This window comes from Flavobacterium xanthum, from assembly GCF_900142695.1.
GTDB classification, from domain to species: Bacteria; Bacteroidota; Bacteroidia; order Flavobacteriales; family Flavobacteriaceae; genus Flavobacterium; species Flavobacterium xanthum.
On sequence record NZ_FRBU01000020.1, the window covers coordinates 39026 to 61340 of the forward strand.

Annotated in this window: 13 protein-coding genes and 1 CRISPR repeat array; of the genes, 6 read left to right on the forward strand and 7 right to left on the reverse strand. The window is 33.0% G+C overall.

Annotation, left to right across the window (positions count from 1 at the left end):
• Window positions 1-55: 55 nt before the first annotated feature.
• From cas9 to hemN, 6 genes are all read left to right on the forward strand, one after another.
• Entirely contained in the window at window positions 56-4675 is a 4620-nt protein-coding gene (gene cas9 / locus BUC11_RS09840; protein WP_073353714.1) for a type II CRISPR RNA-guided endonuclease Cas9, read from the forward strand.
• A 458-nt stretch (window positions 4676-5133) separates the two neighbouring features.
• Window positions 5134-5565 carry an IS200/IS605 family transposase gene (tnpA, locus tag BUC11_RS09845; protein ID WP_073353763.1) on the forward strand — a complete coding sequence of 144 codons (432 nt, stop codon included), beginning with the start codon at window positions 5134-5136 and terminating at the stop codon, window positions 5563-5565.
• 172 nt (window positions 5566-5737) lie between these two features.
• The gene (gene cas1 / locus BUC11_RS09850) at window positions 5738-6634 is read left to right on the forward strand and encodes a type II CRISPR-associated endonuclease Cas1 (protein WP_073353716.1); all 897 of its coding nucleotides are present in this window, start codon (window positions 5738-5740) and stop codon (window positions 6632-6634) included.
• Window positions 6627-6974 carry a CRISPR-associated endonuclease Cas2 gene (gene cas2 / locus BUC11_RS09855; RefSeq protein ID WP_073353717.1) on the forward strand — a complete coding sequence of 116 codons (348 nt, stop codon included), beginning with the start codon at window positions 6627-6629 and terminating at the stop codon, window positions 6972-6974. The genes cas1 and cas2 overlap by 8 nt, the downstream gene beginning before the upstream one ends.
• 117 nt (window positions 6975-7091) lie before the next feature.
• Window positions 7092-12063: direct repeats of the CRISPR family, unit length 46 nt; unit sequence GTTGGGAATTATAAGCTAAAATACAATTTTGAAAGCAATTCACAAC.
• A 267-nt stretch (window positions 12064-12330) separates the two neighbouring features.
• Window positions 12331-14349: a DUF349 domain-containing protein gene (locus BUC11_RS09860; RefSeq protein ID WP_073353719.1), complete on the forward strand. Its 2019-nt coding sequence runs from the start codon at window positions 12331-12333 to the stop codon at window positions 14347-14349.
• A gap of 144 nt (window positions 14350-14493) precedes the next feature.
• Window positions 14494-15858 (forward strand): oxygen-independent coproporphyrinogen III oxidase, encoded by a 1365-nt coding sequence (gene hemN / locus BUC11_RS09865; protein WP_073353720.1) that lies wholly within the window; start codon window positions 14494-14496, stop codon window positions 15856-15858.
• A 68-nt stretch (window positions 15859-15926) separates the two neighbouring features.
• On the opposite strand, the gene BUC11_RS09870 is transcribed toward hemN, so the two are convergent.
• The 7 genes from BUC11_RS09870 to ccoS all read right to left on the reverse strand — a co-directional run bounded on the left by BUC11_RS09870 (window position 15927) and on the right by ccoS (window position 22229).
• Window positions 15927-16628 carry a sulfite exporter TauE/SafE family protein gene (locus BUC11_RS09870; RefSeq protein ID WP_073353722.1) on the reverse strand — a complete coding sequence of 234 codons (702 nt, stop codon included), beginning with the start codon at window positions 16626-16628 and terminating at the stop codon, window positions 15927-15929.
• Window positions 16629-16700: 72 nt separating this feature from the next.
• Complete coding sequence (locus tag BUC11_RS09875; protein WP_073353724.1) at window positions 16701-17153, reverse strand: FixH family protein; 453 nt, start codon at window positions 17151-17153, stop codon at window positions 16701-16703.
• A gap of 34 nt (window positions 17154-17187) precedes the next feature.
• Window positions 17188-18606, reverse strand: coding sequence for a cytochrome c oxidase accessory protein CcoG (gene ccoG / locus BUC11_RS09880; protein WP_073353725.1), 1419 nt, complete (start codon window positions 18604-18606; stop codon window positions 17188-17190).
• A 74-nt stretch (window positions 18607-18680) separates the two neighbouring features.
• The gene (locus BUC11_RS09885) at window positions 18681-19580 is read right to left on the reverse strand and encodes a cbb3-type cytochrome c oxidase N-terminal domain-containing protein (protein WP_073353727.1); all 900 of its coding nucleotides are present in this window, start codon (window positions 19578-19580) and stop codon (window positions 18681-18683) included.
• Between the two features lie 26 nt (window positions 19581-19606).
• Complete coding sequence (locus BUC11_RS09890; protein ID WP_072675714.1) at window positions 19607-19777, reverse strand: CcoQ/FixQ family Cbb3-type cytochrome c oxidase assembly chaperone; 171 nt, start codon at window positions 19775-19777, stop codon at window positions 19607-19609.
• A 5-nt stretch (window positions 19778-19782) separates the two neighbouring features.
• Window positions 19783-21972 (reverse strand): cytochrome-c oxidase, cbb3-type subunit I, encoded by a 2190-nt coding sequence (ccoN, locus tag BUC11_RS09895; RefSeq protein WP_073353728.1) that lies wholly within the window; start codon window positions 21970-21972, stop codon window positions 19783-19785.
• Window positions 21973-22025: 53 nt separating this feature from the next.
• Window positions 22026-22229 (reverse strand): cbb3-type cytochrome oxidase assembly protein CcoS, encoded by a 204-nt coding sequence (gene ccoS / locus BUC11_RS09900; RefSeq protein ID WP_073353730.1) that lies wholly within the window; start codon window positions 22227-22229, stop codon window positions 22026-22028.
• Between the last annotated feature and the right edge of the window lie 86 nt (window positions 22230-22315).

Genomic DNA, 22315 nt, shown 5'->3' on the forward strand with positions numbered 1-22315 from the left:
AGATTTAAAGAATAATTTAGACAACACAAAAAGTCATTATAAAACGCATGTGAAAATGAAAAAAATATTAGGATTAGATTTGGGGACAAATAGTATTGGATGGGCATTAACAAATAATGACTTTGACAATAAATTTGGAAATATTGAAGGTATTGGATGTCGAATAATTCCTATGAGTCAAGACGTTCTTGGTAAATTTGATAGTGGAGTTTCCATCTCTCAAACTGCTGAAAGAACAAAATATCGAGGCACAAGGAGATTAGTACAGCGTTTTTTATTAAGAAGAGAACGTCTACACAGAGTTTTAAATATTCTTGATTTTCTACCTAAACATTATGCAAGCGCCGTTGATTTTGATAAAAAGTTTGGACAATTTAAACCAGAGAAAGAAGAGAAATTTTCTTTTTTTAAAGATGAAAGTGGTAAAAACCAATTTTTATTTTTGGAAAGCCATCAAGAAATGCTTGCTGAATTTAAATTAACAAATCCTGATTTAAAACAAGTTCCTTATGACTGGACTATTTATTATTTGAGAAAAAAAGCATTAACTCAAAAAATATCAAGAGAAGAATTGGCTTGGATAATATTAAATTTTAATCAAAAAAGAGGTTATTATCAATTGCGTGGAGAAGAAAAAGAAGAGAATAAAAACAAACTAGAGGAATTTCATACGCTTACAGTTGTTAATGTTATTGAAAGAGAAAAAGGAAAATCAGGTATCTGGTATAACGTAATTCTTGAAAACGGTTGGGTTTATAAACGTGAAAGCAAAATAGGATTATTTGAATGGGTTGGTAAGCAAAAGAATTTTATCGTAACTACCGAATTAAATGATGATGGTACAGTAAAATTAAACAAGGACAACGAAGAAAAAAGAAGTTTTAGAGCTCCAAAAGAAGACGATTGGGGATTGGTAAAAATAAGAAGTGAACAAACTATTAATCAAAGCGGAAAATCAGTTGGTTCTTATATCTATGATAATTTGCTAAAAAACCCAAATCAAAAAATAAAAGGTGAACTAGTACGAACTATTGAGAGACATTATTATAAAAGCGAATTAAAACAGATACTTGAAACTCAAATTGAATTTCATTCAGCTACGTTAAAAGACAGAAATCTTTATAAAAAATGTATTGATGAATTGTACAAACACAATGATTCTCATAAAAATAGCATAAAAGAAAGAGGTTTTGACTATATATTTTTAGATGATATCATCTTTTATCAGCGTCCACTCAAAAGTAAAACTTCGTTGATTAGTGATTGTAGTCTGGAATTTAGACCTATTAAAGATAAAAGTGGTAATTTAGTTAAAGATGTTAATGGATATCAAATTCTAAAACCTTTAAAATGTATTGCTAAATCAAATCCTATTTTTCAAGAATTTAGACTGTTGCAATTTGTAAAGAATCTAAAAATATATAAAAAAGATATTGCAAATGATGTTGATGTAACTAATGATTATTTAAAAACAGAAGACGATGTAGTCGAATTATATAATTGGCTAAATAATAAAGCTGAAATAAGTCAAAAACAATTTTTAGCGTACCAAAAATTTAAATTAAAAGAAGATAAATTCAGGTGGAATTTTGTAGAGGATAAGATATATCCTTGTAATGAAACCAGAAATCAATTTTTAAATACAATTGCAAAAATCGATATGGACAAATCATTTTTTGATGCAAAAAACACTCAGGATTTGTGGCATATCCTATATTCTGTAACTGATAAAATTGAAATTTCTAAAGCAATTACAACTTTTGCAAAACGATATAGTTTACCCGATGGATTCATAATAAATTTTTCAAAATTAAAGCCATACAAAAAAGATTATGGCGCTAATTCTGAAAAAGCAATAAAAAAATTACTGCCGTTAATGCGTTTCGGAAATCATTGGAATGAAAAAAATATCGACACCAAAACATTGGCAAGAATTGACAAAATAGAAACAGGAGAATTTGACGAAAATATTAAAACTCGAGTTCGAGAAAAAGCATTGCATTTAAATGTCCTTTCAGATTTTAAAGGACTGCCTTTGTGGCTGGCTTCCTATATCGTTTATGATAGACATAGCGAAACTAGTGATATTTCAAAATGGAAAACTCCCGCAGATATTGAACACTTTTTGAAACACGACTTCAAACAACATTCACTTCGCAACCCTATTGTAGAACAAGTTATTACAGAAACTTTACGAGTTGTAAAAGATATTTGGCAATATTATGGAGAGGGAAAAGAAAACTTCTTTAATGAAATTCATATTGAATTGGGTCGTGAGATGAAAAACAATGCGGCCGATAGAAAAAAAATAACTGACAATATTAGTCACAACGAAAACACAAACTTGCGAATTAAAGCCATTTTAACAGAATTGAAAAATGATGGCATTAGTGACATTCGTCCTTACTCACCGAGTCAACAAGAGATATTAAAAATTTATGAAGAAGGTATTTATAGCAGTGAAAACAGTAAAGAAAAAATAGAAGAAGTTGATAAAATCAGAAAAAATGCAAAGCCAACAACTTCTGAAATCATCAAATACAAACTTTGGCTGGAACAAGGATACATTTCTCCTTATACAGGAAAGCTGATACCATTAAGTGATCTTTTTACAACAAAATATCAAATCGAACATATTATTCCGCAATCAAGATTATTTGATGATTCATTGTCAAACAAAGTCATTTGTGAATCTGAAGTGAATGATTTAAAAGGAAATAAGACTGCATTAGAATTCATTCTAAAAAATGAGGATAGAATTGTGACTTTAACTGGTGGAAAAACGGTTAAAATATTTGCTAGAGAAGCCTATAATCAACATATAACTAGCTATTACAGTAAAAACAAAAGCAAGCAAAAAAGACTTTTAAGTGAAGATATTCCAGAAAAATTTATCGAAAGACAATTAAATGATACTAAATACATCAGCAAAATTGTAAAAAATCTTTTGAGCAAAATAGTTCGAGAAGATAATGAACAGGAAGTAACATCAAAACATATCATTTCATTGAATGGGTCAATAACTTCAAAAATGAAACAAGATTGGGGACTGAATGATGTTTGGAATAACATAGTTATCCCTCGCTTTAAACGATTAAATACCATTACAAATTCCAGTGACTTTGGAAAATTAGAATTCAAAAAGGATGAATTTGGAAACACAGGCAAGCAAGTATTTCAAACTACTGTTCCAGATGCTATAGCAAAAGGGTTTTCTAAAAAAAGAATTGATCATCGACATCATGCTCTTGATGCTTTGGTAATTGCGTGTGTAAGCAGAGCGCACATTAACTATTTAAATAATCTAAATGCAAGAGATGAAAATGACAAAACAATTAAACACGAATTAAGGAATAAACTTTGTTTTAAAACTAAACCCGATGCAAATGGAAATTACAACTGGGAATTTCACAAACCTTGGGAAAATTTCACCAAGCACACCGAAGACGAATTAAATCAAACCATCATTAGTTTCAAAAAAAATACTAGGGTTATCAATAAAACGGTAAACAAATACGTGAGCTATAAAGATGAAAATGGAAATTTAAATTTAGGTAAGAATGGATTGGTAGAAAAGAAGATTATACCACAAAAAAAAGGTGATAACTGGGCGATTAGAAAACCAATGCACGCTGAAACTGTAAGTGGAAAAGTGTTTTTAAAGCGAATTAAACAAAGTCATATTACCATTGCAAATGCTATTGAGCAAATTAAATTGATTGTTGATAAGGAAGTTAAAAAACAACTGGCAGCAAAAATCAAGCAATATCCAAACAATGATGCCGGTCTAAAAAAACACCTTAAAGCTTTTCCTGTAATGATCGATGGTAAAGCTATTGACAAAATTCAGATTTATGAAGCCATAGAAGCTACAGCAACAAGAAAAACTCTTGATTTTACTTTTGATGAAAAAAGAATAGAAAAAATAACCGATACTGGAATTCAAAAAATTCTATTGAATCATCTTACACAAGAAATCTACCAAAATACTATTGATGAAAATGGCAAAAAAATTCCAGCTCACGAAGTTGCTTTTTCTGAAAATGGTTTAGATGACTTAAATAAAAACATTACTGCATTAAATGACGGCAAAAAACATCAGCCTATTATAAAGGTTCGCGTTTTTGAGGAAGGTGGCAAATTTAGCTTAGGACAAACTGGAAACAAAGCTGATAAATATGTAGAAGCTGCAAAAGGAACAAACTTGTTTTTTGCAATTTATCAAGATGAGAAAGGGAAACGAAACTATAAAACAATCCCTTTCAATGAAGTTATTGAAAGACAAAAACAAGGATTAAGTTCAGCTCTAGAAAAACACGAAAACGGAAATCGTCTTTTATTTACGTTGTCTCCAAATGATTTAGTTTATGTTCCAACTGAAGATGAAAAGGAAAATTTGACTCTCTTAGATTTCAATAAATTATCTAAAGAACAAGCAGAACGCATTTATAAATTTGTAAGTTGTACTAGTGGTGAAGGACATTTTGTTTCCCATAATTACTCAAAAGAGATAATTTCTAATGAAAATGGCTCCAATAATAAAAATGAACGAATGTTAGAATTTAACCCCTCAAATACTATTTATGATGAAAAGGAAAAACCTGTGATGATCAAATCTGTTTGTTGGAAATTAGAAATCGACAGACTTGGAAAAATTAAAAAAATTATCAGATGATAAATAATGATTTCAAAAATCAATAGAATTGGGTTTTAACCCAATCAATAAAAATAAATTAAAATAGGCTTCAGCCAAAATAATTCGGCTAAAGCCTAATTTTTATAATATCAAATATCCCTCCAGCTAAAGCTGGAGGCAATTCAAAAGCTGATGGCAATTCAAAACATGAAATTAAATCAAAATTCTAAATTTAATATATTCCAAAATCAATACAATTAAGCTAAAGCAAATAACATAATAATCAAAACCTCATCCCTCTAAAGCTGGAGGCAATTCAAAATCAGGAGGCAATAGAAAACCTAAAGATATTTTTAAAAAAGACAGCATTAGATTTTGCACATTAAAATAACAATAAACATTCCAAAATCAATAGGGTTGGGCTTTAGCCCATTCAATGAAATTTAAAGTTAACACAAATGGCTTTAGCCAAAACATTTTATTTAAAATTAAAATCTATGCCATACATCAAAACTTACATCCATTTTGTTTGGAGCACAAAAAACAGAATTCCTTTTTTGGACAATAAAGAATTAAGACAAAAAGTGTGGTATCATATCAAGGAAAATGGCAAAGAAAAAGGAATATTTGTTGATTTTGTTAATGGACATAAAGATCATTGTCATTGTTTGGTTTCACTGGGAGCCGATCAAACCATACAAAAAGTGATGCAACTCATCAAAGGAGAATCTTCGTTTTGGATTAATCAAAATAAATTTTGTCTAAATAAATTTGAATGGCAAGATGAATATTTTGCAGTTTCAGTTTCAGAATCGATGCTGGATAAAGTGAGAAATTATATTAAAAATCAAGAAGAACATCATAGCAAACAATCTTTTCAAGAAGAATATGATGAATTTATCGCTAAATATAAATTCAATAAGGAATAGTTTTTTGGCTAAAGCCAATTTCATTATTAACATTTTCATCCCTCCAGCAATCCCAATAATTATCAGAAGTTCCAACATCAATAGGAATGGGCTTTAGCCCATTCAAAACTATAAAATAATTCAAATTGGCTTTAGCCAAAATATCATATAAAACATTTTTAAAATTTATAAAATGATAAAACGAACCCTTTTCTTTGGCAACCCCGCTTATTTGAGTACCAAAAATGAGCAAATCGTCATTTCTTACCCAGACAAGGAACAAGAAACCAAAACCGTGGCCATTGAAGATATTGGGGTTATAGTTTTAGAAAATCAGCAAATCACAATTACCAATGGTTTGCTGGAAAAACTAATCAACAACAATGTTGCCTTAATCAATTGTGATCAATACCATTTACCTATTGGTTTGTTGATGCCTTTGAGCGGCCATACAGAACAGTCGGAACGATTTAAATATCAAATCAATGCTTCTGTTCCGCTGAAAAAGAATTTGTGGCAGCAAACCATTAGTGCCAAAATTATGAACCAAGCCGGATTGCTCAAAGAAAAAGGAATTGCGTGCCGTAAAATGGAACTTTGGGCAAAAGAAGTTACCTCAGGTGACGCGCTCAACCACGAATCGAGAGCAGCAGTTTTTTACTGGCAAAACCTCATCCCGCTAGAAAATTTTACACGAGGGCAAAAAGGAATGCCGCCGAATAATTTATTGAATTATGGTTATGCCATCCTCCGAGCGATTACAGCAAGAGCGATTGTTAGTTCTGGAATGTTGCCCACTTTAGGCATTTTTCATCGGAATAAATACAATGCCTATTGTTTGGCTGATGATATTATGGAGCCGTATCGCCCTTATGTGGACTTAATTGTTTGTCATATTATGGAAACCGAGGATTCTTATGATGAATTGACTATTGAAATTAAAAAACAATTGTTAGGTATTACAACAATCGATGTGTTCATAGATGGAAAAAACAGTCCCTTGATGGTAGCGATGAGTAGAACTACACATTCCTTACACGAATGTTTTGAAGGAACCGCAAGGAAAATTTTATACCCTATTTATGTATGACGAACATTACACCCGTTTAAATCAATATAGAAGTTTGTGGATATTAGTATTTTTTGATTTGCCAACTGAAACACGCAAAGAGCGTAAAATTGCTAGTTCATTTCGCAAGAAATTATTAGACGATGGCTTCTCTATGTTTCAATTTTCAATCTATATGCGTTTTTGTGCCAGTAGAGAAAATGCTGAAGTCCATACCAAAAGAATAAAAAAGAATCTCCCCGAACACGGAAAAATTGGTGTCATGCAAATAACTGATAAACAATTTGGGATGATGGAACTTTTTTATGGTAAAAAACAAGTCGAAACTGACAAACCATCCCAACAATTAGAGTTGTTTTAAAGCATCAGGATTAGAAAAATGACTAACTCCCTGTACTGCAAGAAAGAAGCAGCACTCCTTTTCGATTTCAAAATAAACTCATAACTCTCAACATATCAAACACTTGAATCGCGGTATGTTGGGAATTATAAGCTAAAATACAATTTTGAAAGCAATTCACAACTAAGAAATGGGCGGGCTACTTTAAGACGCTGTTGGGAATTATAAGCTAAAATACAATTTTGAAAGCAATTCACAACAACTAACGAATTTAATAGACTGATTGAACGGTTGGGAATTATAAGCTAAAATACAATTTTGAAAGCAATTCACAACCAAACGGAGTTTGAGCTGTCAATAAAATTGGTTGGGAATTATAAGCTAAAATACAATTTTGAAAGCAATTCACAACAAAGTACTAACCTATCCGGTAGCCCCGCAAGTTGGGAATTATAAGCTAAAATACAATTTTGAAAGCAATTCACAACCAGCTCTCGCTTTTTGCGCATCGGCGTACTGTTGGGAATTATAAGCTAAAATACAATTTTGAAAGCAATTCACAACAAATAGCTCAGTAGCTGTAATCCCTTCTTGGTTGGGAATTATAAGCTAAAATACAATTTTGAAAGCAATTCACAACAGCGTAAACCCCTATCGATGAATAGATTAGGTTGGGAATTATAAGCTAAAATACAATTTTGAAAGCAATTCACAACTGTCGCAAAATTAACGTCTGATTCATCCGCGTTGGGAATTATAAGCTAAAATACAATTTTGAAAGCAATTCACAACTAAGGCCTGACCCAGAGTCGGGAAGAAGAAGTTGGGAATTATAAGCTAAAATACAATTTTGAAAGCAATTCACAACATCGTATCGAAGTCTTGCCCCATTTGTTGAGTTGGGAATTATAAGCTAAAATACAATTTTGAAAGCAATTCACAACCGTTATACTGGACGGGATAGTAAACTTTGAGTTGGGAATTATAAGCTAAAATACAATTTTGAAAGCAATTCACAACTAAATCGGATCGGTGTCTCCCATTATTTTGTTGGGAATTATAAGCTAAAATACAATTTTGAAAGCAATTCACAACTATCGTATCGAAGTCTTACCCCATTTGTTGGTTGGGAATTATAAGCTAAAATACAATTTTGAAAGCAATTCACAACCCGCCAAAGCAATATTCGAATATAATAACAGTTGGGAATTATAAGCTAAAATACAATTTTGAAAGCAATTCACAACCTGAGGAGTATATTGAAAAAGTTGACTTCAGTTGGGAATTATAAGCTAAAATACAATTTTGAAAGCAATTCACAACATACGTCATCAAATAGTCAATCTAAATCAGGTTGGGAATTATAAGCTAAAATACAATTTTGAAAGCAATTCACAACTGGCGGTTAGCGTGGATCGCAAAGCGTAAAGTTGGGAATTATAAGCTAAAATACAATTTTGAAAGCAATTCACAACAGAAATGCAAGAATTTGCTATGCAGGACAAGTTGGGAATTATAAGCTAAAATACAATTTTGAAAGCAATTCACAACACATTATCAAATGATAAATCAGGAGTTTGAGTTGGGAATTATAAGCTAAAATACAATTTTGAAAGCAATTCACAACCCTGACGCACTCCAGTGTATTTAGATACTCGTTGGGAATTATAAGCTAAAATACAATTTTGAAAGCAATTCACAACAGCGTCTATTATTTTTTGTAAGTCTATCATGTTGGGAATTATAAGCTAAAATACAATTTTGAAAGCAATTCACAACCAACGCTCACAACTTTACCACCTGCTATCGTTGGGAATTATAAGCTAAAATACAATTTTGAAAGCAATTCACAACAAAAAAACACGAAGACGCAATCTTACCTAAGTTGGGAATTATAAGCTAAAATACAATTTTGAAAGCAATTCACAACTGTCAAGGGCTCTTATCACGCGCTCATCTGTTGGGAATTATAAGCTAAAATACAATTTTGAAAGCAATTCACAACAAAGGAGCTAGATTTATTTCTGCTATCCAGTTGGGAATTATAAGCTAAAATACAATTTTGAAAGCAATTCACAACTGTCAAGGGCTCTTATCACGCGCTCATCTGTTGGGAATTATAAGCTAAAATACAATTTTGAAAGCAATTCACAACAAAGGAGCTAGATTTATTTCTGCTATCCAGTTGGGAATTATAAGCTAAAATACAATTTTGAAAGCAATTCACAACTGTCAAGGGCTCTTATCACGCGCTCATCTGTTGGGAATTATAAGCTAAAATACAATTTTGAAAGCAATTCACAACGCAAGCCTGCCAGCTCAGCCATTTCGATAAGTTGGGAATTATAAGCTAAAATACAATTTTGAAAGCAATTCACAACCAAGAACTCCTCTATCATTCCCTTGCGCTGTTGGGAATTATAAGCTAAAATACAATTTTGAAAGCAATTCACAACGCAGCTATCCAGACGGCACATACTTTTATCGTTGGGAATTATAAGCTAAAATACAATTTTGAAAGCAATTCACAACTAATTTACTGATCCTAATAATACATCGTTAAGTTGGGAATTATAAGCTAAAATACAATTTTGAAAGCAATTCACAACTTAAAGGCGAAGTATTAGTTGATCGGAACGTTGGGAATTATAAGCTAAAATACAATTTTGAAAGCAATTCACAACTTTTAAGATCATCTTCTTCTTCCTTTAAAAGTTGGGAATTATAAGCTAAAATACAATTTTGAAAGCAATTCACAACAAGTGTAGGTACTACCATAAAAAATATAGTGTTGGGAATTATAAGCTAAAATACAATTTTGAAAGCAATTCACAACTCACGCGCTCGTCTTCCGTGCCTTTGCAAAGTTGGGAATTATAAGCTAAAATACAATTTTGAAAGCAATTCACAACTCATATTTTCAAAGTTGTACGGGTAAAAGGTTGGGAATTATAAGCTAAAATACAATTTTGAAAGCAATTCACAACATATCGCCCCACATTTGAACTATGGCGGGGTTGGGAATTATAAGCTAAAATACAATTTTGAAAGCAATTCACAACCTCTAGTGCCTTTGGCAATGTTTTCCAATAGTTGGGAATTATAAGCTAAAATACAATTTTGAAAGCAATTCACAACTATTTCAGCAATGGCCTTTACAACATCTTGTTGGGAATTATAAGCTAAAATACAATTTTGAAAGCAATTCACAACAAAACATTTCTGTAACATAATAAGTTTCTTGTTGGGAATTATAAGCTAAAATACAATTTTGAAAGCAATTCACAACTTAGTTTTGTAGCCTTCTTTTATCTTGTCGGTTGGGAATTATAAGCTAAAATACAATTTTGAAAGCAATTCACAACTACTCTTGTCTTGCGCCTCTTTGGCCTGCGGTTGGGAATTATAAGCTAAAATACAATTTTGAAAGCAATTCACAACTTAGTTTTGTAGCCTTCTTTTATCTTGTCGGTTGGGAATTATAAGCTAAAATACAATTTTGAAAGCAATTCACAACTAGCGCCGTCAAGACTTAACGGTAAACCGCGTTGGGAATTATAAGCTAAAATACAATTTTGAAAGCAATTCACAACGGCGCAGGAGCTCTCGAAGCGTATGACTTGTTGGGAATTATAAGCTAAAATACAATTTTGAAAGCAATTCACAACTGAAGCTTATGACAGCCTTGACACTTGACGGTTGGGAATTATAAGCTAAAATACAATTTTGAAAGCAATTCACAACTGCGGGTTACTCATGTATTCCGTTCTACCTGTTGGGAATTATAAGCTAAAATACAATTTTGAAAGCAATTCACAACCGTAGATTTCCCGAACGAAAATAGTACTTGTTGGGAATTATAAGCTAAAATACAATTTTGAAAGCAATTCACAACAAGAATATTGCAAGCAAGACGTAGAAGCCGTTGGGAATTATAAGCTAAAATACAATTTTGAAAGCAATTCACAACTAGTTGCGCAGCCTGAGGCGGTTAACGGAGGTTGGGAATTATAAGCTAAAATACAATTTTGAAAGCAATTCACAACCAAATGCAGTAAGAAACATATATTTCTTTCGTTGGGAATTATAAGCTAAAATACAATTTTGAAAGCAATTCACAACTGAGGTTAGTGTTTTCCGCTATAATTCTATGTTGGGAATTATAAGCTAAAATACAATTTTGAAAGCAATTCACAACAACGCGCGCCTAAGCCTGTTGCTATGTTAAGTTGGGAATTATAAGCTAAAATACAATTTTGAAAGCAATTCACAACCATATCCTTTTTCTTTAAAATCTTGCAACAGTTGGGAATTATAAGCTAAAATACAATTTTGAAAGCAATTCACAACTAGTTTATGCGGAACAAAAATTACTCAAAAGTTGGGAATTATAAGCTAAAATACAATTTTGAAAGCAATTCACAACCGAACTCAAGCGCCTGACCGCGCTGGTGGGGTTGGGAATTATAAGCTAAAATACAATTTTGAAAGCAATTCACAACTGAGTCGGGCTTCATTTACACAGCTTCAGCGTTGGGAATTATAAGCTAAAATACAATTTTGAAAGCAATTCACAACCTTCTGAATTTCTTTTTTCTTGCGCCGTTTGTTGGGAATTATAAGCTAAAATACAATTTTGAAAGCAATTCACAACCAAGTTCGCAAGCGGTTAAATCAAATTTAAGTTGGGAATTATAAGCTAAAATACAATTTTGAAAGCAATTCACAACAAAGAACGTCCACATGGCAATAGTTGTATCGTTGGGAATTATAAGCTAAAATACAATTTTGAAAGCAATTCACAACATTCATGTCGTTAATCCACTTGTGTAAAGCGTTGGGAATTATAAGCTAAAATACAATTTTGAAAGCAATTCACAACCCGGGCAACTTGTAGAAGTTGATCGTTGCCGTTGGGAATTATAAGCTAAAATACAATTTTGAAAGCAATTCACAACTTCAAAGCCAAGTTCTAGCAATGCCTCATAGTTGGGAATTATAAGCTAAAATACAATTTTGAAAGCAATTCACAACTCAATATCTACATTTGAACTTCTGGCTACTGTTGGGAATTATAAGCTAAAATACAATTTTGAAAGCAATTCACAACTAGATCCCGTCTCACGATACATAATTTGTTTTGATAATTTTAAACAAAACCTTCATCACACCGTTAAACCCTAGCCCTGATGGCAGCGGCATCCTTTTTAGTTTGCTTTTTTGCTAACAAAAAGATACAGCGAACAGCAGGAAATGGCTCCAAATGAAAACATTTTTAAATATAAAACGACTATTAATAATGGTTTTATTTTGTACTTTGATACTGCTTTAGTATCTTTCGCAATAGATATAAATACAAACCTTATACATTGAAAAAATGTTAGAAGAAAAGAATGATAACCTGTCTCGTCAGGAAAACGAAGCAGATGGAAACTTAGAAAACAATGCTACGGCATCCGATCAATTCCAAAAGGAACACCTTGAAGCAACACCTGAAACAGAACCAAGTGATATGCCAGCCGAAGATAACGTAGTTGTTCCTGCTGAGGCCTCCCCCACTGATACTGCTATGGACACTAAAAACCAGATGGCTCTGGACGCCATTGCTGACACAAACGCAGAAGAAAGTGAAGACGAGACGCTTAAAGATCGTCATGAAATTTCTATGCAAGATTATGATACTTTATCATTAGAACAACTTGTTGAGGAATTGAAAAATTTAGTTTCCAATGAAAAAGTGATGTCTTTTAAGGATCACATAGAAGAAGTAAAAAAAGCATTCTTAGCAAAATACAACCACCTTGTAGAAGAGAAGAAAGAGGAATTTCTTGCTGAAAACCAAGATCCTACTGAAGATTTTCAATATCACTCGCCTTTAAAAACTCAATTTGACAAGTTCTACTCTCAATTTAGAGATACTAAAAATACTCATTTCAAGAGTTTACAAACCAACCTAAAAACAAATTTAGAGAATCGATTGGCTATTGTTGAAGAACTAAAAGAGCTAATTAATCCGCAAGAGAACATCAAAGACACCTTGAAACATTTTAATGATTTAAGAGAACGATGGAAAAATGCTGGTCCAATTCCTAAAGACAAATACAACCACGTATGGAACAATTTCCATTTTCATGTGGAAAATTTCTACGATTATTTACACCTGGACCGAGAGGCTCGAGACTTAGATTTCAAGCACAATTTAGAGCAAAAGCAAAAAATTGTGGCCCGAGTGGAGGAGTTAGTAAATGAAGCTGATATTAACAAGGCTTTTAGAGAATTACAAGACTTGCACAGGATTTGGAAAGAAGACATTGGACCGGTTTCGAGAGAACACCGCGATGAAATATGGAACAAGTTCAGTGATTTAACTAAGCAAATGCATGACAAACGCGAAGTGTTATTTGAAAATCAAAGAGGTACCGAACTTGAAAATCTAGAAAAGAAAAAAGAGATTATTGCTAAAATTGAAGTTTTGGCGACTGAAAAAGTCAATGCACACTCGCAATGGTTGGCACAAATTGAAAAAGTAGAGGCATTACGCACCGCTTTCTTCTCTGCTGGAAAAGTTCCTTCGGATGTAAACGAAGAAACTTGGGCTAGTTTTAAAACTGCCGTTAGAAATTTCAATTCGTTTAAAAATTCGTTTTACAAAGACATTAAAAAAGATCAAAACGATAATTTAAGCCTAAAAACTGCTTTGGTCCTCAAGGCTAAAGAATTACAAGAAAGCCTAGATTTTGCTGCTACTACCCCTATCATGAAGCAAATTCAAGAGGAGTGGAAACAGATTGGACATGTGCCAAGAAAATATTCAGATAAAATCTGGAAGGAATTCAAAGACGCTTGTAATCATTATTTTGAAAAGTTAAAAGAACAAAAAAACGAAGAAAATAGCGAAGAGGTAGAAGCTTTTGATAACAAAAAAGCCTATTTAGAAACGTTGAGAGAATTCCAATTGAGTGGAGATCATAAAACTGATTTAGACGCTATTAAATTGCATATCGAAACTTGGAAAAACTTTGGAAAAGTCCCTTTCCCAAGAAGACATATTGAGGGGAAATTCAATAAAATTCTGGATGCTCTGTTTGAAAAATTGAGTTTGAGTAAAAAAGACACAGATATGATGCGTTTTGCCAATAGAATGGATCATTTATCTGAAAGTCATGATACACGTAAGCTGGATAATGAAAAGATTTTCTTGATGCGCAAAATTGATGAAGTTCAGAATGAAATTTTCCAATTGGAAAACAACATTCAGTTTTTTACCAATACTCGCAATGCTAAAAAAGAAAATTCTATTGTGTTAGAAGTTCGCAAAAACATTGCTATTCACAAAGAAAGTCTTGATGTGTGGAAAGAGAAACTAAAACAATTGCGAAACTTGAAAATCGAGTAATTATATTTTTTCACGTATAAAAAACTTGAGGCTGTTCATTATAGACAGCCTCTTTTTTTTGTTCTAGCTTATCGCTTTATGATAATTATCATTTTAATAGTTGTGCAGTCGTTTTACTTTTGATAAATATTAAATGACGCTGCTATGAAAAATTCTTTAATTCAAAAATACAATGTTCCCGGACCTCGATACACCAGTTATCCTACCGTACCCTATTGGGATGAAGTTGATTTTTCATACGAAGTTTGGACAACAACTCTAAAAAAATCATTCATAGAAAGTAATGGACCAGAAGGCATCAGTCTTTATATTCATTTGCCTTTTTGCGAAAGTTTATGCACATTTTGTGGGTGCAACAAGCGCATCACAAAAAATCATAGCGTAGAACATCCTTACATCGAAGCAGTATTGAAAGAATGGGCCATCTATTGTAAAATCCTTGGAGAAAAACCAAGTATAAAAGAAATTCATTTAGGCGGTGGTACTCCTACTTTTTTCTCAACTAAAAACTTAGAAGACCTAATAAACGGTATTTTCTCCTATGCCACGAAAGCGCCAAATCATGAATTTAGTTTTGAAGGACATCCTAACAATACCTCTCATGAACATTTGCAAAAGCTGTATGATTTAGGGTTTAGAAGAGTGAGTTTTGGCGTACAGGATTACTCCGTAAAAGTTCAAAAAGCAATTCATAGAGAACAGCCCTTTCATAATGTGGCAAAAGTGACGTTTTGGGCTAGAGAAATTGGGTATACTTCTATTGGTCACGATATTATTTTTGGTTTGCCATTTCAGGAAGTCGAAGATATTGTTGATACCATTGAGAAAACTAAATCATTACAGCCAGATCGGTTGGCATTTTATAGTTATGCTCATGTTCCTTGGATTAAAGGAAATGGACAACGCGGATTTAAAGACGAGGACATTCCACAAGACGACAAAAAAAGAAAGTTATATGAAACTGGCAAAAAATTACTTTTCGAAAATGGCTATCATGAAATTGGAATGGATCATTTTGCCTTAGAAACAGACAGTTTGTATGAAGCATTTCAAAAGGGCACACTACACCGTAATTTTATGGGATACAGTTCCTCTAAAACGAAGTTGATGCTTGGCTTAGGTGTTTCCGCAATTAGTGATAGTTGGTATAGTTTTGCTCAAAATGTAAAAAATCTAGAAGATTATTATCAAATATTAGAATGGGATAAATTACCCGTTTTTAGAGGACACGTATTGACCACAGAAGACCTCATCATACGAAAACATATTTTGAATTTGATGTGCCAATTTAAAACGTCTTGGAATGATACGGAAGGCTATTTTAATGAAATCCCCGAAATAGTAAATCAGTTAAAAGAAATGGAAAGCGATGGCTTATTGATTACTACTAAAAACAGCATCGAGGTCACAGAAAATGGAAAACCTTATGTTCGCAATATCTGTATGGCATTTGATTTGCGATTGAAAAGAAAAGCGCCGGAAACAGAATTATTTTCGATGACCATATAATTTTTAACCTTTTTCATATAAAAAGCACGCCATTCAGCGTGCTTTTTATATGAAAAATTGCGAAAAGGTTAGTGACAATTTGGATCAGCTTGAATAAACAAGCTCATATTAGATGGGGAAATATAAGGAATCCCCAATCCCAATCCTCTCAAAATAAATAAACAGCCAATAGCCACAGCCACATAAGGAATCGTTTTTTGGATTCTGTTGCGAATAGGCAAGGTTATAAAAGAGTTGATATATACCACGCTGCTCATCAAGGGAACAGTTCCTAATCCAAATAAAATCATGTATAAAACACCCAAGCTTTCACTTTGCATAGCAATAGCACCAAATAAGGCGACATAAACCATTCCGCAAGGCAAAAATCCATTTAATAGACCGATAGTAAATAATGATTTAAAACTCTTATTTCTAAACTGACTTCCTAATGCAGTTTTGATTTTAGAAATTAATTTAAAAACCGGTTTTGAAAAGTTGTACTTCGCAAAAATTTTGTCTGGAATTAAAACAATACTAATCATGGCTACGCCAATAAATATCGATAAATTCTGCTGCAAACCAGCCAATAGAAATCCTTTCCCCAGCAGTCCAAAAACAAATCCAATGGTACCGTAAGCCGTTAATCTTCCTAGATGATACGTGATGATTTGAATTGCTTTCTTGGTCTGATTAGTGCGATCTACGGGCAACATCATAGCAATAGGTCCACACATGCCAATGCAATGAAAACTACTTATTAAACCGAAAATGAAGGCAGAGTAAAGCATTTTTGTAGCTTTATGTCCAGAAGTCGAAAGTCTTAAGGTGTACTGTAAACTTAAAAGATTAAACCTGCTTGACTAATTGATGTAAATTGTTTCTTTAGACAAATAAGATTTCCCCTCATATTGCCATTCCATATTAATGTCCCAGCGACCGCCTGCCAAACTTTTTTTAGGTATGAGCAAAGTAGTAGCATCAGATAATGAAATTGGAATCTCAAAATCTAATTTTTTGTTAGACGGTCTATAAAGGGACACTTTTCCTTTAATATTTATTGGAACAAATACCGTTGGAAAAACAATTGTAATTCCAGATGCTCCAGCCGATATTATTGGCTTTTCTTGTAAATCCTCGGCATTTTGAACCCGTTCCATTTCCTCGCCAAAACGAGCATCATGTTTATAATATTCCTCCACTACTAGATCATTATCGTATTTAGAATCCGACTGAACCATAAAAACAAAATACAAAATGAAGGTTATAAACAACCCAAAAGCAATGACTATTGCTGTTCCCCAATTAATTTTCATACTATTCTATTTATAAATTTCAACTCGTTTGACATCAGTCAAAACTTCGTGGACTTAAAAAGCTAGTTGTACTGGTTTCGATTTTTTCCTTTCCGTTGTAGACTTCAATCTTCAGCTTTGTTTTATCACTGTCTAAAACGTTGTTATTGATTTCAATAAACAAGGTTCCACCGCTCATTCCTTGTTTAGGTACTTTTAAAGCTTGTTTTCCAACTACTTTTAAAGTTCCTTTTATACCCACTAATTTAAAATGAATGTCATCAAAATCATTGTTAGTTTTATTTATAATTTTAAAAGTATAAATATTACTAATGTTATCTCCTTTGTGTTGAAACAATTGTCCTGGTAATCTTAAGATCGTCGCCTCTACATCAGTACGTAAGAACAAAAGTCCAATTAAGATACCCGTCAAAATAAACAGCACCGCTGAGTAGCCTTTCATTCTTGGAGTAAACTTGAACTTTGCGTTTTTCTCAATTTCTTCTTCAGAGGCATAACGAATAAGTCCTTTGGGCAAACCCACATTTTCCATAATTGTATCGCATTCATCAATACAGGCGGTACAATTGACACATTCCATCTGCGTTCCGTTACGAATGTCGATTCCGGTTGGACAAACATTTACACACTGTTTGCAATCAATACAATCTCCTTTTCCAGTTGATGCTCTGTCTTCTTGCTTGTTAAATTTGGCTCTACCGGCTTCTTTTTCACCTCGAACAAAATCATAGGCAACATTGATCGATTTATCGTCTAACAAAACACCTTGCAATCTACCATAAGGACAGGCAATGATACAAACCTGCTCTCTAAACCATGCAAAAATAAAGTAAAATACACCCGTAAAAATCAATAAGGAAACAAGAGTACTAATATGATTTGCAGGCCCTTCTTCGATCATTAGTAGTAGTTTGTCGCTACTGATAAGATAAGCTAGGAATACGTTGGCTATAAAAAAGGAGATAATTAAAAACAAAGTCCATTTAAGGCCTTTCTTTCTGATTTTCTCTGCATTCCACTCCTGTTTTTCTAAACGGATTTGAGCGCCTCGATCTCCTTCTATCCAATATTCTATTCTGCGAAAAACCATTTCTAGAAAGATGGTCTGCGGACAAATCCATCCACAAAAAATTCGCCCAAAAATAACGGTAAATAGGATAACAAAAACAACCCCTACAATCATGAAAAGAACAAAAAGATAAAAATCTTGTGGCCAAAAAGGAAATCCAAAAATATTAAATCGTCGCTCCAAAATATTGAACATCATGAATTGGTTGCCATTGATTTTCACAAATGGGTTTGCAACAAGTACGATCAGTAAAAAATAGCTAACCCATTTCCTGTAATCATAAAACTTTCCGGAAGGTTTTTTGGGAAAAATAAATTTTCGGTTGCCCTCTTCGTCGATTGTTCCAATAGTATCTCTAAAAGCTTCATCTGGTAATTTTGACATTTTTTTTTATTTAAAACACTGTTCAAATAATTCGTACTATTTTTAAGTTAAACAAAAACGTGTGTTTGTACTTTTTATTTAACTGCAACTGTTGCATTTTCATCTACCCAAACCTCACCTTCCGGCGCTTTAGGATCAACAGGATTGCTTCCTTTTAAGGATAGAATATAGCTGGCTACTTTTTGCATTTCTTTAGGTTTCAAAGTACCTTTCCAAGAAATCATTCCTTTTCCATCACGTCCTCCATTTACAAGAGTGTGAAAAACATTTTTTATTCCACCCCCTAAAATCCATTGATCATCGGTTAGGTTAGGTCCAATTTGCCCTCCACCATCTGCTCTGTGACAAGCAGCGCAATTAGTAGTAAAGATTACTTTTCCTGCCGCTAAATCAGCAGGATCTGTTAACAAAGTAACTGTTTTTTCATCCATCATATCTGGAGCAGTTTTCATATACTCTGCAACTTCAATTTTAGCTTGGGCGATTTCTTTTTTAAGTTCCATCTCCTGATTATCAGCTCCTAATATTTCAAATCGAACCATATAAACAACGCCAAAAACAATTGAAGCATAGAATAAATAGACCCACCATGGTGGAAGGTTATTATCTAACTCTTTGATACCATCGTAGTCATGATCCAGTAATAATTGACCCTCATCAGCTAATGGAGCAGTTTTAGTCAATTTTTCCATTAATTTTTTATACCATTCTTTATCCTTGAAGCTCAAATTATTTGTTTCATTTAATTTGATTTTTTCTTCCTCTGTCAATAAAAGATAAGTGATATTATCTACCGCTCTCATGGTAATTTCTATTGCTATAACAAGGAAAAGAAACACGAATAAGAATACTGCAACCATTGGAAATTTTATAAAAGCAGGTCGATCTCCTGAGTCTACAAAGAATTCGATTGCTCCAAATACAGCAAAGAAAATAACGGGTACGCTAACGTATGCTGGAATAAATTTTTTCATTCTTTAAATTTTAAAAAATTATACTTTTAATTGTCTTTCAATGGAATTTCACTCAATTCATCAATTGTTTCTTTCTTGTAGGAGAAAACCCAGATCCCCAATCCTACAAAGAAGAAGAAAAAAATTAATAATGATAAGATGGGATATATCGACACACCATCGATTGTCTCCATATTGTGTTTTATTTGTTCAAACATGACTCTTAATTTTTAGCAGTATTTTTAACTTTAATGTCTGTTCCAAGTCTTTGCATGTAAGCAATCAGAGCTACAATTTCTCTTTCATTCATTGGGACAAACTTTTCTCCTCTTGCGGCTGCTTTTTTCTTGCTTTCCTCATAACTTTTAACAAAGTCTGGATCGTTTTTCAAGTTTTCTTCAATTAAAACGGCTTGTTTTCTCAAATCATCTAAACCACTTGCTACTTGAGCCTCTGTATAAGGTACTCCCAGTGTAACCATTGCTTGCATTTTCTTTTGAGTTAAAGAAATATCCATTGGCTTGTTATCAAATAACCATTTGTATCCTGGCATAATTGAACCTGCAGAAATACTTTGTGGACTCCAGAAATGGTTAAAATGCCAGTTGTCATTGTATTTTCCACCTACTCTTAATAAATCTGGTCCTGTACGTTTAGATCCCCATAAAAATGGATGGTCGTAAACAAACTCACCTGCTTTAGATTGTGGTCCATAACGTTCCACTTCACTTCTAAAAGGACGAACAGATTGAGAGTGACAACCCACACAACCTTCGCGAATGTATAAATCACGACCTTCTAGTTCTAAAGGAGAATAAGGTTTTACGCTAGTAATTGTTGGAATATTAGATTTAACCATAATCGTAGGCACAATTTGAATCACACCACCAATTAAAATTGCTACTGTAGCTAAAATTGTCAATTGAATTGGTTTTCTTTCTAACCAAGGATGAAATTTTTCTCCTTTTATTCTTCCAGAGCTAATTCTTATTAAAGCTGGAGCTTCTGCTAATTCATCTTCAATTTTAGAGCCTGCTCTTAAAGTTTGAACAATGTTATAGACTAAAACAAGCATTCCCGTTAAATATAGGGTTCCACCAATCGCTCTCATCCAATACATTGGCATAATTTGAGTGACAGTTTCCAAGAAGTTACCATAAGTTAAAGTTCCGTCTGGGTTAAACTGTTTCCACATTGAAGCTTGTAAAAACCCAGCTACATACATTGGAATCGTATACAATATAATTCCTAAAGTACCTATCCAAAAGTGAAAGTTAGCTAATTTCAAAGAGTATAAATTCGTTTTGGCCATTCTAGGAACCAACCAATAAATCATACCGAAAGCCATAAATCCATTCCACGCTAAGGCACCTACATGCACGTGAGCAATAATCCAATCCGTGTAATGTGCAATTGCATTAACATTTTTAAGAGACAACATTGGTCCTTCAAAAGTGGCCATTCCATAACCTGTAATCGCTACAACGAAGAATTTTAAAACAGGATCTACTCGTACCTTATCCCAAACACCTCTTAACGTCAAAAGACCGTTGATCATACCACCCCAAGATGGAGCAAGCAACATTATGGAGAAAGCAACACCTAAATTTTGCGCCCAGTTAGGCAAAGCAGAATATAATAAGTGGTGCGGTCCAGCCCATATGTAAATAAAAATCAAAGACCAAAAGTGAACAATAGATAATCTATAAGAATAAACAGGACGATTAGCCGCTTTTGGAACAAAATAATACATCAGTCCTAAGAAAGGAGTCGTCAAGAAAAAGGCAACTGCATTATGTCCGTACCACCATTGCACTAAAGCATCTTGAACACCTGCATAAACAGAGTAACTTTTAAATGCAGAAACTGGTAATTCTAAATTATTGAATATATGCAAAACCGCTACCGTAACGAATGTTGCCAAGTAAAACCAAATCGCAACATATAAATGGCGTTCTCTTCGTTTAATCATGGTACCAATCATATTGATTCCCATTACCACCCAAATCAGCGTGATTGCAATATCTATTGGCCACTCTAATTCAGCATACTCCTTTGAAGAACTATAGCCTAAAGGTAGTGTTATAGCCGCAGCAACGATAATTAACTGCCAGCCCCAAAAGTGAACATTACTCAAAAAATCACTGAACATTCTCGCTTTAAGCAAGCGCTGCATAGAATAATACATTCCAGCAAAAAAAGCATTTCCTACAAATGCAAAAATAACAGCATTTGTATGTAGCGGTCTCAACCGACCATAACTTAACCACGATATACCATCGGTCATGTTAGGAAAAAGAAACATAAAGGCCAATGTAAGCCCAACTAGCATTCCTACCACTCCAAAAAGGATCGTGGCATAAATGAATTTTTTTACAATTTTGTTGTCATAATAAAACTGCTGCATTTCCATAATTCAATTGGTTTTTATTTTAATTTAAATGTTCAAGGTCAGTAGTTTTGGATTCAAATATCCAATTCCTTTTCCTCATTATTTTCAACTCTATTTTCTTTTTTAGTTGATTTTAACAGCTCATCATCAAATAGCATTCTGACTGATGGCGTATAATCATCGTCATATTGTCCTGTTTTTACTGCTGTAATAAAAGCAATAAAAAACCCAATGGCGATTAGTATACTGATGGAGATTAATAAATAAATGACACTCATACCTTAATTTGTGTTAACAAAGTTACTTTTCCGTTTCCGAGTAAAATATGACATTTGTCATACTTCATTATAATTGTTAAAAATAT